The 13,908-nt window shown below is 62.7% G+C and carries 11 protein-coding genes; 5 read left to right on the top strand and 6 right to left on the bottom strand.

Translation table 11 applies throughout. The annotated features are described in order from the left end of the window. Positions 1–21: 21 nt before the first annotated feature. The 6 genes from BN2475_RS02235 to BN2475_RS02210 all read right to left on the bottom strand — a co-directional run bounded on the left by BN2475_RS02235 (position 22) and on the right by BN2475_RS02210 (position 7,704). The gene (locus tag BN2475_RS02235; protein ID WP_094777940.1) at positions 22–246 is read right to left on the bottom strand and encodes a hypothetical protein; all 225 of its coding nucleotides are present in this window, start codon (positions 244–246) and stop codon (positions 22–24) included. Positions 247–406: 160 nt separating this feature from the next. Continuing rightward, positions 407–826: a hypothetical protein gene (locus BN2475_RS02230; protein WP_094777939.1), complete on the bottom strand. Its 420-nt coding sequence runs from the start codon at positions 824–826 to the stop codon at positions 407–409. A 20-nt stretch (positions 827–846) separates the two neighbouring features. Beyond that, positions 847–2,796, bottom strand: coding sequence for a putative bifunctional diguanylate cyclase/phosphodiesterase (locus BN2475_RS02225; protein ID WP_094777938.1), 1,950 nt, complete (start codon positions 2,794–2,796; stop codon positions 847–849). 339 nt (positions 2,797–3,135) lie between these two features. Then, positions 3,136–5,037: a feruloyl-CoA synthase gene (locus tag BN2475_RS02220; RefSeq protein WP_094777937.1), complete on the bottom strand. Its 1,902-nt coding sequence runs from the start codon at positions 5,035–5,037 to the stop codon at positions 3,136–3,138. 347 nt (positions 5,038–5,384) lie between these two features. Next, positions 5,385–6,836: an aldehyde dehydrogenase gene (locus tag BN2475_RS02215; RefSeq protein WP_094777936.1), complete on the bottom strand. Its 1,452-nt coding sequence runs from the start codon at positions 6,834–6,836 to the stop codon at positions 5,385–5,387. Between the two features lie 40 nt (positions 6,837–6,876). Next, positions 6,877–7,704 (bottom strand): p-hydroxycinnamoyl CoA hydratase/lyase, encoded by an 828-nt coding sequence (locus BN2475_RS02210; protein WP_094777935.1) that lies wholly within the window; start codon positions 7,702–7,704, stop codon positions 6,877–6,879. 120 nt (positions 7,705–7,824) lie between these two features. On the opposite strand from BN2475_RS02210, the gene BN2475_RS02205 reads away from it, so the two are divergent. From BN2475_RS02205 to BN2475_RS02185, 5 genes are all read left to right on the top strand, one after another. Continuing rightward, the gene (locus BN2475_RS02205) at positions 7,825–8,325 is read left to right on the top strand and encodes a MarR family winged helix-turn-helix transcriptional regulator (RefSeq protein WP_094777934.1); all 501 of its coding nucleotides are present in this window, start codon (positions 7,825–7,827) and stop codon (positions 8,323–8,325) included. A 254-nt stretch (positions 8,326–8,579) separates the two neighbouring features. Then, complete coding sequence (locus BN2475_RS02200; RefSeq protein WP_094777933.1) at positions 8,580–9,476, top strand: amidohydrolase family protein; 897 nt, start codon at positions 8,580–8,582, stop codon at positions 9,474–9,476. Between the two features lie 241 nt (positions 9,477–9,717). After that, complete coding sequence (locus tag BN2475_RS02195) at positions 9,718–10,266, top strand: fimbrial protein (RefSeq protein WP_094777932.1); 549 nt, start codon at positions 9,718–9,720, stop codon at positions 10,264–10,266. A gap of 90 nt (positions 10,267–10,356) precedes the next feature. Next, the gene (locus tag BN2475_RS02190) at positions 10,357–11,115 is read left to right on the top strand and encodes a fimbria/pilus periplasmic chaperone (RefSeq protein WP_094777931.1); all 759 of its coding nucleotides are present in this window, start codon (positions 10,357–10,359) and stop codon (positions 11,113–11,115) included. A 171-nt stretch (positions 11,116–11,286) separates the two neighbouring features. Further along, positions 11,287–13,797: a fimbria/pilus outer membrane usher protein gene (locus tag BN2475_RS02185; protein ID WP_483874385.1), complete on the top strand. Its 2,511-nt coding sequence runs from the start codon at positions 11,287–11,289 to the stop codon at positions 13,795–13,797. Positions 13,798–13,908 lie beyond the last annotated feature (111 nt).

The following is a 13,908-nucleotide window of genomic DNA, read 5'->3' as shown; positions in this document are numbered from 1 at the left end:
GACCGACAACGCTGCATTCACTCATGCCTGCGGATTCGTGTCATCAGTGGCTTGAGCGTTGCCGGCGTCCTCCTGCTTTTCGTCGTCTTTCTTTTCGATCATCGACTCGAGCTTGCCGGCACCTTCAAAACCGGCGATCGCGGCGACGCCTTTCGTCAGCAGACCGGCTTCCGGATCCACTTTCTCCGCCGCTTCAACGGCGGCGAACGCCCCCGCAATCTTTCCTGCTTCGTCCAAGAGTCCCATCTCGCGCTCCACAAAAAAAGTGAAATGGCATCGTCTCACGAACTCGACGCCGTGTCGCCAAATGTCAAATGGGAATAACGATTTACTGTCGTCGCCAGGGAACTGAAAGGCTGCGACGTCGCGTGTTTCGTGTCACGCTCGTGTCACTCTCGAGTAACCACTAACCACTGGGCGGCTGTGGACTATTCGCGGGATTGGTATCGAACCGGAATACGCGGCTTATTCCATTCTCGTCGACCAGCTGTAATAGTTCGGTTTCCATAACATCTGCGATATCTTTGCCGTAGACCTCGTTGCCACTGACGTAGATCGTGAACGATTGCAGATATTTGGCTTTCTTCTCCGGATTGCCGATCGTATCCCGGGTCCATTGATAGAGCGGATAGTTTTCCGTCCCCAGTCTTTCGGCCTCGCTCACATAGTCCGCGAACGCATCGAACTGACACTTCAGCGTGGCGTCATGCCTAAGCAGAATCTCGCGCAGCGCGGCATGCGCGCTACACGAGGGGTCGGCGCGCAGAGCATCGGCCAGTCCGGGCGCGACGGTGATCCTGAGCTGGAATTGCAGTGTGGGTTCCATGTCTGCCCCGCTATTGAACTTCAACGACCCGCATTCGCGGCCTTATTCACCGGATTCACGGTAAAACTCGTGCCGATCTGGACGATCTCGTCGTTGCGCACCGGCCTGCCCAGCAGAAAGCCCTGTGCATGCGTGCATCCGCAGAGGCGCACAAAATCGAGCTGTTCCTGCGTTTCGATGCCTTCCGCCGTGGTTGGCATGCCGATTTCCCGGGCCAGCGCGACGATGCCGCGCACCACCGCGGCGGATTCCCGTCCATGCACAGCTTCCTTGACGAACGAGCTGTCGATCTTCAGCTTGTCGAACGAAAAGCGCACCAGGGTCGACATGGTCGAAAAGCCGGTGCCGAAATCGTCGAGTGCAAGGCCAATGCCCAATGCGCGCAATCTCGCGACGTTGCGCTGGGTGACTGCATCGTCCTTCAATAGCACCGTTTCCGTGACCTCGATATTCAGGCGCCCCGGCGGAAGTTTCGTTTTCCGAAGTATTGCCGCGACCGTCGAGGCAAACGATTCTTCGCGCAATTGCACCGGCGATACATTGACCGCGACGGCCACCTCGTCTCGCCACGTCGCCGCGTCCGAGCACGACTGCAGCAGCGCCCATTCGCCCAACGCCAGAATGAGGCCAGTCCGCTCGGCGGTCGGAATGAACGCGGAAGGCGAAAGCTCGCCGCGGGTCGGATGGGTCCAGCGCATCAGCGCCTCGCGACCGGACACGGTGCCATCGCCGAGATCGATGATCGGCTGATACTCCATGCGCAAACCGCTGAATGACTTCAGCGCCCCTTCCAGGTCGCTACGCAGAAGGCTCAGGCTTTCGTCCGAGACGTGCCTGTCGGCATCGAAAATGGCGAATGCGCTTTTGCCGCTGCGTTTGACCGCATACAACGCCCGGTCGGCGCAGATCAGCAATTGCGGTCCCGCTTTCGCATGCTGGGGATACAGCGAAACACCGACGCTCGCGCCGATATGCACCAGCGCTTCGCTCAATGCGAACGGGCGAGCGAGCGTCTTGACGATGCGGTCGGCCAGGATGCGCAGGTCGCGAGCCTGCTCCATGCCGTCGGCGATGGCGACGAATTCATCGCCGGCGAGGCGTCCCACCAGATCGCCGCCCGGCAGTATTTCGCGCAACCGGTTCGCCGCTTCCTGCAGGATCTGATCGCCGGCGGCGTGGCCCAGGCTGTCATTGATCGCCTTGAAACCGTCCAGATCGATCAGCAGAACTGCAAACTTCCGATCGTGGTACACCCCGTTCGTGCCTGTGCGCTCCAGCAGCAACTCGCTAATGCGCGCACGATTGGGCAAGCCGGTGAGACTGTCCTGACGGGCGAGACGATGACTGTTTTCGCGCGCCAGCAGCAACGCGACGGTATCGCGATTGCTGCGCAGCGCAACGGTGAAGAAGCCGGCGGCACAGAACGGCGCCTGAAACAGCAACACGAGTTTGCCATTGCCTGGCGAGAGCGCCGCGCCAACTCCCAGCAAACCCAGAATGAAGGAAGTCTGCAACATCGCAAGCCGCGGAGTGCCCGCATTGCGTCCGGCCAAGCCGCCGATCACACCGACCGCACAAACGTTGCCGAGCAGGAAAAGGGTCGGATTTCCGCTGATATTGCACAGTAATGTGCCGAATCCGAACAGCACGCTCCACAGCAGGCTCGCGAACAGGAACGCTGAAGTGGGCGTTGGCCGGTTCTGCGCGCCAAGTCGGCTGCATAGCCAGATTAACCCCAGGCGGACCATCAGCAGTGCGACGACAGCGATACCCCATGCTGCGTAAAGGGGAATCGGATAGAGGTAGAAAGCGGTTGCGCAAACGCTGATTTCGCAAATCGACGCGAATGCGATCGATGCCGTTCGTGTGAACAAATTGGCGAGCAGGATCTGCCGGTTGTCCGGACTCAGGTCTTGAGCGGACGACACGACCCACTTGAAAAATGGAGACCTTGGTTCGCTGAAAGCCATGACCTGCGCATTTGACAGTTGGTGGGTTCAAACGGCGGTACGCCCGAGTGAACTAAATTATCAGGTTAATTCAATGAAAGGAATAGGCGCGAAAAGTGGGCAGGCAGACAGCGGAGATAAAAGACTCAGCGCCGGGACTCAGTGCAGGTGTCGATACGTGCGGCACGACGGGGCAAGAAGGGAGCTTCGAGAAAGGCTGGCGCCGAACGGTGCATGACTATGTCATTGCACTCGAAGTCCCAGTTCGGTGATGCCCGGCTGCGGTGCAGTCGGGCACGAGGTAAAAGTAGTGAGGTGGTGCCTTGCTTCGCGTTTGCCTGGCAGCACCCCACGTCATGACTACTTGCCGTTGGAACGGACAGGCTCGCGTGCGTAGATCACATCCGGGTCGTCCGTACCGGCCGCATGCATCGCGTCGACCAGCTCTGCGCGATTCTGCAATACCGCACGCTGATTGATGGAGCCCTTGTCGGTGATCTCGCCCAGATCGAGCGACGGTGGCGTCGCCAGCAATCGCACCCGCGCGATAAACGTCGCACTGCCCGTTGCACCGCCGTTCAGGCGCGCGACAAGTTCGGCAAAGAACGCACGCACGGACGGCGCGCCCAGCACGTCCTGAGCGCTCGCGCCGCTACCGAGGCCCGCGAGCTGGCGGCACGGGTCGAGCCGCGCAAAGATCATCGCGCCCACTTCGTTGCGGTTCATCCCGGTGATGACGGCATCCTGCACGTATGGCGCGCCCTCTGTAACGATGCGCGCACGCATCGGCCCGACGCTCACGAAGGTGCCCGAGCTGAGCTTGAAGTCCTCGGCGATCCGTCCGTCGAAGGCGAGACCGAGTTCGGGGCGAGACGGATCGACGAAGCGTACCGCGTCGCCGGTGCGGTAGTAGCCTTCGTCGTCGAACACTTCGTGCGCGGCGTCCGGCGCGCTGCGCCAGTAGCCATGCATCACGTTTGGACCGCGAAAGCGCACCTCCAGCTTGCCGTCGACGGGCGCCACCTTGGTCTCGCAACCCGGTGCGGGCAGACCCAGATAACCCGCGCCGGAGACGGGGCCAGTCGTGAACAGGCACGATGGCGCCGTCTCCGTCATGCCAAGTCCCGACATGATGCGGATGCGCTCGCCGCAATGCGCGAGCGTCACGCGTTCCAGTCGCTCCCAGGCTGCTTGCGACAAACCCGCACCCGCGAAGAAATACATTTTCACGCGCGAAAAGAAGCGCTCGCGCAACGCCGCATCGGTCTCCAATGCGACGGTCAACTCTTCCCAGCCTCTGGGCACGTTGAAGTAGATCGTCGGCGCGATCTCGTGCAGGTTGCGCAAGGTTTCATCGAACTGGCCTGTGACTGGCCTGCCGTCGTCGATGTAGAGTGTGCCACCGTTGTAGAGCGCGATGCCGACGTTATGACTGCCGCCGAACGTGTGATTCCACGGCAGCCAGTCGACCAGCACCGGCGGCTCGATACCGAACTGCGGGAACGTTTCGAGCAGCATCTGCTGGTTCGCGCACAGCATGCGGTGCGTCGTGGGCACGGCCTTCGGCATGCGCGTCGAGCCGGACGTGAAGAGAAACTTGGCGATGGTGTCTCCGCTCGTGGCAGCATGCGCGGCTTGCTCGTCGCGCAGCGGCGTATCGAGCAGCGCGGCAAAGCGCGTGACGGTGACGGTGACGTTGCGTGCGGACGGCGCGGCGCTCACACGCTCGATGCCCTCGGGCAGCACCGCGTCGAGTGCAGCGGCGTAGGCGTCGATGTTATCGGCGAACACGAGGCCCGGCGTGAGCAAGCCCAGCACGTGACGCAATTTTCCGTAGTCGCCCGACATCAGCGAATAGGTAGGCGATATCGGCGCGTAAGGGATGCCCGCCCACATCGCGCCGAGCGCCATCTGCATATGCTCGAGGCTGTTGCCCGAGAGAATCGCCACCGGCCGCTCGGCGTTCAGGCCGCGGTCGAGCAACGCCTGGGCGATCGCGCGTGCGTGCTCGACCATTTGTGCGTAAGTGATACCTTGCCACGCGCCGCTCGCATCGCGCCGCGCGACGAGCAACCGCTCGGGATGGGCGCGTGCGCCGCTCGAGAGGCGGTCGGTAAAGCGCTCGGGATAGGCGCCGAGTGGCTCGTGCGATTGCATGTACCAGCACTCGCCGCGCCGCTCGATGCGTGGCGATACAGAACCGAGGGCGACGCGCCGGTACCTTGGCGCGCCACCGTTTGCGTGGCATTGGTCCGATTCCAAAACCTGTCTCCTGTGTCGACCAGAGTTAGCGCTTCAGCGCTTACTCTGGTCCCATGCTGAGGTTTGACTGGAGTTAGCGCTTCAGCTGTCGGCCAGAGTTGGCGCTTTAGCGCTTACTCTGGTCCCATGCAAAGCACTTACTCCAGGCCCTCAGCGGTCGATCGGAGTTGGCGCTTCAGCGCTTACTCTGGTCCCATGCAAAGCGCTTACTCTGGTCCCCGCGTCGTCCACCATGCACGGACGAGCGGCATTGTCTCTTGTATGCTGGGCGCGGCCGTGTTCTGCGGCTCACGCAGACCGCCGGTTCGGCTCACCGAATTCGAATCACCGAATTCGGCTCGCCGATCTCAGATCGGATAGTGCCGCGGCCCGGTCTGCACCGTGATCCATCGCAGATCAGTGAACTCGGCAATCGACGCCTTGCTGCCGAAGCGCCCATACCCGCTCGCCTTCACGCCGCCGAACGGCATCTGCGCTTCGTCGTGCACGGTCGGCCCGTTGATATGGCAGATGCCCGATTCGATGCGCTTCGCCACGTTCATCGCGCGTCCGATATCGCGGCTGAACACCGCCGCCGACAATCCGTACTCGCTGTCGTTCGCCACGCGCAGAGCCTCTTCGTCGCCATCCACGCGCTGCACCGTCACGACCGGCCCGAACGATTCGTCGGCATACAGCTTCATGTCGCGCGTGACGTTCTCGACGATGGTCGGCTGCATGATCGCGCCGCTCACCTCACAGCCGAGCGGCAGGCGCGCGCCTTTCTCGCGTGCGTCGTCCACCAGCGCCCGGATGCGCCGCGCGGACGCCTCGCTCTCCAGCGTGCCGAGGATCGAGCCCGGCTGTGTCGGGTCGCCGGCCTTCAGCGTGCGCGCCTTGGCCACCAGCTTGTCGACGAACGCGTCGGCGACCTTGCGCTCGACGATCACGCGCTCCGTCGACATGCAGATCTGCCCTTGATTGAAGAACGCGCCGAAGGCGATACTTTCGACGGCCGCGTCGAGATCGGCATCGTCGAGTACGAGCACGGGTGCCTTGCCGCCCAGTTCGAGCAGCGCCGGTTTCAGATGCTGTGCCGACAGTTGCGCGACGATGCGGCCCACGCGCGTCGAGCCGGTGAAGTTCACCCGCTTGACGGCGGGATTCGCGATCAGACGCTCGACGATCGCGGGCGCGTCCTCGGGCGCATGCGTGAGCACATTGATGACGCCCTCACCGAGCCCCGCCTCGTTCAGTACTTCCCCAATCAGCGCGTGAACGCCAGGGCAGCCCTCGGAAGCCTTCAGCACCACCGTATTGCCACACGCAAGCGGCATCGCGAGCGCACGCGTCGCGAGAATCACGGGCGCATTCCAGGGCGCCATACCGAGCACCACACCGCACGGCTGACGCACGGCCATCGCGAGACTGCCGGGCACATCCGACGGAATCACCGCGCCGTCGATCTGCGTGGTCATCGCGGCCGCTTCGCGCAGCATGTTGGCCGCGAGCATCACGTTAAAGCCATACCAGTTCGCCATCGCGCCCGTTTCGGCGGCGCCCACGACAATGAACTCCGGGGTGCGCGCGTCCATCCGGTCGGCCGCGGCGAGCAGGCGCCTGCGCCGCTCGGTGGGCGTGAGCGCAGCCCACGCGGGGAACGCACGCGCCGCGGCGGAAACCGCCGCATCGGCGTCCTCGGGGGTCGCCGCAGCGGCGCGCGTGGCGGCTTGGCCGGTCGCCGGATTGATGCGCTCGAAGGTCTTGCCGTTCGACGCCGGGCGTGCCACGCCGTCGATCAGCAGCGGAGTTTCATGCATGTTTTTCGTCTCCTCTGTCCGTTCTGTATCGCGCCGCCGCTCAGCGCTTGTACGTCTGCAGGCCCGGCTTGATGCTCTTGTCGTCGAGGAACTGCTTGAGGCCCTGCTCGCGGCCACCCTCTGGATCGCGATAGTTCGCCTGGTCGAGCTTCGCGTATAGATAGTCTTCGTTCTGTTCCCACGTCAGCTCGCGGCTACGCTTGAAGCCGTGCTTCGCGTTGCGCAGCACGACCGGGTTCTTGTCGAGCAGCTTCGCGGCCAGCGCGAGCGTCTCCTCACGCAGTTGTGCACGCGGCACGCTCCGGTTGACGAGCCCCATCTTCGCAGCCTGCTGGCCGGTAAACGTGTCGCCCGTCATGATGTAGTAAAGCGCCTCGCGGTGGCCCACGGTATCTGCCATCGCCTTGCTCACGAGGTTGCCCGGCGGAATGCCCCAGTTGATCTCCGACAGGCCGAACACGGCTTCGTCGGCGGCAATCGCCAGATCGCATGCGACGAGCGGCGAGAATGCGCCGCCGAAGCACCAGCCGTTGACCATCGCGATGGTCGGCTTCGAGTACATGCGCAGCAGCTGCCATTGCCAGCGGCTCGCGTCGCGGCGAATGCGCTCCTGCAGCACGTCGGGACCGGCGTCGACTTCACGGAAGTACTCCTTAAGATCCATGCCGGCCGTCCAGGCCGAGCCCTCGCCGGTCAATACCACGACCTGCGCTTCGGCGTCGAGCTCGATCACCTCCAGCACGTCGATCATTTCCCTGTTCAGCGTCGGGCTCATCGCATTGCGCTTCTCGGGACGATTGAACGCAACCCATGCGATGCCACCTTCCACCGTGACCTTGACCGTTTTCCAGCGACCCTCATAACTCATTTCGTGTTCTCCGTGGACAATGCCGCACACGCGGCTTGAACTCAATTTACTATCAGGCTGCCTGATAAGTAAAGTAGAATATGTTCACTTTGGTACAAACCCGTAAACGGCTTTCCAGCGATGACCAGCAAAACTTCAGCCAGCGCCGCGACGACGCGCGCCACGCGTGCGCGGCTTGCCGAAGGCAGCCCGCATGCGGTCGCGCCGATGAGCCTGAGCTATCTGATCGGCCAGCTCGACCGCGTCGTGTCGCGCCGGCTCTCGGAAGCGCTCGCGCGCCACGGCCTGACGCTGCCGCAGTACACGGCGCTATCCGTATTGCGCGCACGCGGCCGTTCGTCGAACGCACAGATTGCCGAGCGCTCCTTCATCACGCCGCAATCGGCCAACGAGGTCGTGAAGACGATGGAAGCGAACGGCTGGGTGATGCGCGAAAGCGATCCGATGAATCGGCGTGTCGTGCTGCTCTCGCTTACCGAAGCGGGCAAGACCTTGCTCGACGAATGTGACGATGCGGCCGATCACGTGGAACGCGCGATGCTCGACGATCAGCAAGCCGATACGCCGCACACCTTGCGCTTGCTGCTGCACGCCTGCGTGCGCAATCTGCGCGCGGCGTAGGGGCCACTCGGGGCCACTCGGGGCCACTTGGGCGGCGCACGCCGCGCAACCGCGATAAAAACCGCAACCATCTTGCATGGGACCATGCGTAAGTGCTGAAGCATGGGACCAAAGTAGGCGCTAAAGCGCCAACTCTGGTCGACCGCGTTGCATGGGACCAGCGTAAGCGCTAAAGCGCCAACTCTGGTCGACAGCTTTGCATGGGACCAGCGTAAGCGCTAAAGCGCTAACGCTGGTCGACACCGGAGACACGCTTGAACCTTGACCAACTCGTGGCCATCGACACGCACGTGCACGCAGAAGTGTCGTGCTGCCAACCGCCCGACCTCTTCGCGAAGGAATTCAACGACGCGGCGGATAAGTACTTCGGCACAGTGCTCAAACAAGGCCGCCGGCCGACGATTCCCGAGACGATCGAGCACTATCGCGAACGCCGCATCGGCTTCGTGATGTTCACTGTCGATTGCGAGGCGAACATTGGGCGCCGCCGCATTGCTAACGAAGAGATCGCCGACTTCGCGCAGCAGAACGCCGACATCATGATCGCCTTTGCGAGCATCGATCCGCACAAAGGCAAACTGGGCGCTCGCGAAGCGCGACGTCTGATCGAAGAGCACGGCGTGCGTGGCTTCAAGTTTCATCCGACCATGCAAGGGTTCTTCGCGAACGACCGGCTTGCGTATCCGCTCTACGAAGTCATTGCCGAATATGGTCTGCCCACGGTCTTTCACAGCGGCCATTCCGGCATGGGCTCGGGCATGCATGGCGGCGGCGGACTGCGGCTCAAATATTCGGAGCCGATCCATCTCGACGACGTGGCCGCTGACTTCCCCGACATGAAGATCGTGATCGCGCACCCGTCGTGGCCATGGCAGGAGCAGGCGCTTTCCATCGCGTTGCACAAGCCCAACGTCTATATCGACCTGTCCGGCTGGTCGCCGAAATATTTCTCGGCCGAACTCGTCAAATATGCGAACACGCTGTTACGCCAGCGCGTGCTGTTCGCTTCCGACTTTCCTCTGATCCGGCCGGATCGCTGGCTCGAGGACTTCGCCACGCTGGACATCAAGCCTGAAGTGCGGCCGTTCGTGCTCAAGGAGAATGCGGTACGGCTGTTGGGGTTGGCAAACGAGGCTTTGTTGGCCCCTTGAAAAGCGATGAGCACGGTGAGCATTTCCGCACTCGCCAACACGCCGGATTCTGAGCAATCACGCGTAGTTAGGCGATCGATCCTAAGAACCTATCAGGGAACTTAGGAATTATCTGATAAAAAATCGATCTGAAATAGTCAATAATTGTCCCGCTGTTGATTTTCCAAAAGAAAATCGTTTCGGGGCGACTGCAGGCGTCCCTTTTTTGTTGATTTACCAAGCACGAAATAGAGGACTACCGATGAAACTCAATCGTTCCGCGATGATCTCCGCAGCCGTTGCGATGATCGCGGCCCTGCCGTTGGCCTCGCACGCCGCGGACGGCACCATCACCTTTACCGGCAACATCACGGCCCAGACCTGCACCATCAACGGCGGCAGCACCGGCACGAACAACTTCTCCGTGGCGCTGCCGACGGTATCGGCGTCTTCGCTGGCCACCGCAGGCCAGTCCGCCGGCCGCACTCCGTTCAACATCGCGCTGACGGGGTGCACGCCGGGTACAGGTAACGTTCACACGTTCTTCGAATCGGGCGGCACGACCGATCCGGCAACGGGATATCTGATTCTGGACGCGGGTGGCGCGCAAAACGTCGAGATCGCCCTGCTGAACGGCCTGGACGGCTCGGAGATCAAGGCCGGCTTTGCCGACTCGCTGCAGAACTCCTACCCGGTCGCCCTTTCGAACGGCGCGGCAACACTGCCCTACTTCGCCGAGTACAAGGCAACCGGCATCGCAACTGCCGGCGCGGCCAATTCGAGCGTGATGTACACGATCTCGTACCAGTAACGCCCACTTTGTCGTAGCGAAGTACCGCGGAGCGGGTCCACGCTCGCTCCGCGGCCGCTGTCCCTTTCCCTTAGTTGCCGACGTGCCATCATGAAACGAACGATCAAGACTCTCATCGCCGCCAGCGTGCTTGCGCTGGGACTCGCGAACGCCCTGCAGGCGCATGCCTCCGTTGTCATCGCCGGCACGCGGATTATTTATGACGCTAAGGATAACGAACAGACCATCAAACTGACCAACGAAGGCAAATCGCCAGCGTTGACGCAGGTCTGGCTGGACAAAGGCGATCCCAAAGCTGCGCCGGCCGCAATCGATGTGCCGTTCACCGTTACGCCGCCGTTTGCACGCATCGACCCGGGCAAAGGGCAGACCTTGCGCATCCTGTACACAGGCGAGCCGTTACCGCGGGATAAGGAATCGATATTCTGGCTCAACGTGCTCGAAGTCCCACCCAAACCGGCCGCCGACGAAGCCAGCACCAACCGGCTGCAAATGGCATTTCGTACGCGCGTCAAGATGTTCTTCCGTCCTGTGGGTTTGAAGGGCCATGCGGACGACGCGCCCGCACAGATCACGTGGCGCATCGCGCAGACCGGCACTCACGCCGCGCTCGAAGCGCACAACCCGACGCCTTACCACGTGTCGTTCTCCACGCTGGAATTGGTGGGCGGCGGCAAGACCGCGAAGTTCGAAGAAGGCGGCATGGTGGGTCCGGGCGACACCCAGGTCTTCCCGCTTTCGGGCGAAGTGTTGGCTGGGGCCAACGCCACGGTCCGCTATCACGCGATCAATGACTATGGCGCCCCCGTCGAAGGTGAAGCGCCGCTGAACGCCGCGCAACAGAAGTAAATCCGCAGCCGGCCTGTTCCGGCTCCCCTCACCGGACTCTCTCTGCAGAAACCGATGCTGCGCGACGCGGCAGGGAGAAGGTCCGTCCGAAGACTCTAGCTGGCCCTCATGCAATTCAGGCAACATCAGTCTTTCCCTTCACAGCTGTCGCCCATCGGCGCAGTAGTGTTGATGGCATTCGCCAGCGCAGGGGCATGGGGCGCGACCGCTGATCCGAGCGCGTCCACGCAACTGGCCGAAGTTCAGTTCAACGATCAGTTCATTCAGCAGCCGGCCGGCGGGCGCATCGATATCAGCCGCTTCAACAAGGGCAACGTGGCACTGCCCGGCGACTACCATGCCGATCTGTATGTGAACGGCGCATGGCTTGGGCGGACGGAAGTGAAGCTGCGCCAGCGCGGCGCCGACTCCAGCCAGGCGCAGATCTGCTTCGATCGAGCGCTGCTGCAACGCGTTGGCGTGGACCTGACGAAATCGCCCGCCGATGTGGCCGCGCGTCTGGAAAGCAGCGCCGAAGACTGCATGCCGCTGCCCTCACTGGTCAACGACGCTACCGCGACCTTCGACAACGGCGAGCAGCGGCTCGACGTCAGCGTGCCGCAGATCGCACTCGCACGGACCGCACGCGGCTATGTCGAGCCGCGCTATTGGGACGACGGCGTGCCCGCCGCGCTGCTGCAGTACAACGCCAACCTCTACCATGCCGATTCAGCCGGTGTGAATTCAACCCAGGGCTATGTGGGGTTGAACGCGGGGATCAACCTCGGGCCATGGCGATTCCGTCACAACGGCAACCTGACTTCGAGCAACCAGACGGGCACTCACTACCAGAGTGTGCAGACCAACATACAACGCTCGATTGCGCCGCTCAAAAGCCAGCTGACGGTTGGCGACGCGTTCACCGACGGCGCCGTGTTCGACAGCGTCGGTTTTCGCGGCGTCCAACTCGCGAGCGACGACCGCATGTATCCGGAGTCGCAGCGCGGTTACGCGCCGATTGTCCGCGGATTCGCCGAAAGCAACGCGCGTGTGCAGATCCGCCAGAACGGCAACATCATTTACGAAACGACCGTGGCGCCAGGCGCGTTCGAGATCAACGATCTCTATCCCACCGGCTACGGCGGCAACCTCGACGTGATCGTGACCGAGGCCGACGGCAGGGTGCGTACCTCCACGGTGCCCTATGCGGCGGCGGTCAATGCGCTGCGTCCCGGCGTCACGCGCTATGGCTTCACGCTCGGCCAGTACCGCAGTCCGCTCGTGCAAAACCACCCGATGCTGTTCCAGGGCACGGTTCAGCACGGCTTCACGAATCTCATCACCGGCTATGGCGGTTTCGTGGCGAGCCCGGGCTACATGGCCGCGCAAATCGGCGCCGCGCTGAATACGAACTATGGCGCGTTCGGCCTCGACATCACCGAGGCTGCCACGCATCTGGAGCGCCAGCCGAACCGCAACGGACAGAGCCTGCGCCTGAGCTATAGCAAGCTGGTCGAGCCGACCGGCACCAATCTGTCCGTGGCGGCTTACCGCTATTCGAGTCGTGGCTACCTCGATCTTGCCGACGCGATGGCGACGCGCGACCTCGATCGGCGCAACATGGGCTTCGCGGCCAATGGTATCCAGCGCGGGCGCCTGCAGGTCACGGTGAACCAGAGTCTGCCGCCAGGCCGCGGCTCGTTTTACCTGACTGGCTCCACCCAGAACTACTGGGACCGCCATGGCACCGATACGCAATTCCAGGCGGGCTACACCAACACCTACAGGCGGATGAACTACAGCCTTGCGTTCGGGCGCCAGCGCGACACAAGCACGGGCAAGTGGGACAACCGCGCGATGCTGACCGTCGGCATTCCGCTTGGCACGGGTCCGCATGCGCCCTATTCGAGCACTTCGCTGCAAGGCGGCACAGGCACGCCGACGACGGTGCAGGAATCCGTCACGGGCACGCTCGGTGTGGACAATGCGTTCGCCTACGGCGTGAACGTGGGCCACAGCAGCGGTGGCGGCGCGAACGCCAACACCACGGCAGGCGCCAACGCTTCTTACATGTCGCCGGTCGCCACGCTGACGGGCAGCGTCAGCAAGAACAATAACTATGGGCAGGCGGGCGTCGGCGTGAGCGGTGGCATCGTCGCGTATCGGGGCGGCGTGGCCTTCACGCCAATGATTGGCGATACCACGGCGATCGTCGAGGCCTCCGATGCGGCTGGCGCGCGCGTTGCCAATGGCAGTGGCTTGCGGGTCGACCGGTGGGGTCACGCGGTGGTGTCGAACCTGAGTCCGTTTGCCAGCAATCAGGTTGAGATCGACCCCAAGGGGTTGCCGATCAACGTCGAGCTGAAGTCCACCCAGCAGTCAGTCGCACCGACCGCGGGCGCGGTCGTACGGCTGAAGTTTGAAACTGAAAACACCGGCCGCGCCGCGATCCTGAACATCAGGAAAGCCGACGGCACGCCGGCGCCCTTCGGCGCCGACGTATCGAACCCACAGGGGCAAAGCATCGGCACGGTGGCACAGGGAGGCCGTGTGATTGCGCGTGGTCTGAAGATCGATACCGGCCGGCTGCTGGTCAACTGGGACGAAGCCGGCGGCGAGCGTTGCTGGGTCGACTACTCGCTGCCGAAAGTCGACACGAGGACGAGCGCGTCGTACAGCGTGGTGGATGCCGTATGCCGGTAGGCGTGTGTCGAGCGAAGGCGCCCCCGGCGCTGAGGATCTTGCCAGTTCGTCGAATCGGCTTGCCAGACTGGCTTAACAGGGCCGTGAACGCGGCCAGTGGAAATGACAATG

This window comes from Paraburkholderia ribeironis (assembly GCF_900019265.1).
In the GTDB taxonomy this organism is placed as follows: Bacteria; Pseudomonadota; Gammaproteobacteria; order Burkholderiales; family Burkholderiaceae; genus Paraburkholderia; species Paraburkholderia ribeironis.
This window is presented reverse-complemented; position numbering and strand designations above follow the sequence as displayed.

Bases quoted from the DNA above. Each gene is read 5' to 3' on its own strand.
- BN2475_RS02225 (WP_094777938.1), bottom strand. From the start codon at position 2,796: ATGGCTTTCAGCGAACCAAGGTCTCCATTTTTCAAGTGGGTCGTGTCG.
- BN2475_RS02215 (WP_094777936.1), bottom strand. From the start codon at position 6,836: ATGCATGAAACTCCGCTGCTGATCGACGGCGTGGCACGCCCGGCGTCG.
- BN2475_RS02235 (WP_094777940.1), bottom strand. From the start codon at position 246: ATGGGACTCTTGGACGAAGCAGGAAAGATTGCGGGGGCGTTCGCCGCC.
- BN2475_RS02190 (WP_094777931.1), top strand. From the start codon at position 10,357: ATGAAACGAACGATCAAGACTCTCATCGCCGCCAGCGTGCTTGCGCTG.
- BN2475_RS02230 (WP_094777939.1), bottom strand. From the start codon at position 826: ATGGAACCCACACTGCAATTCCAGCTCAGGATCACCGTCGCGCCCGGA.
- BN2475_RS02185 (WP_483874385.1), top strand. From the start codon at position 11,287: ATGGCATTCGCCAGCGCAGGGGCATGGGGCGCGACCGCTGATCCGAGC.
- BN2475_RS02205 (WP_094777934.1), top strand. From the start codon at position 7,825: ATGACCAGCAAAACTTCAGCCAGCGCCGCGACGACGCGCGCCACGCGT.
- BN2475_RS02195 (WP_094777932.1), top strand. From the start codon at position 9,718: ATGAAACTCAATCGTTCCGCGATGATCTCCGCAGCCGTTGCGATGATC.
- BN2475_RS02210 (WP_094777935.1), bottom strand. From the start codon at position 7,704: ATGAGTTATGAGGGTCGCTGGAAAACGGTCAAGGTCACGGTGGAAGGT.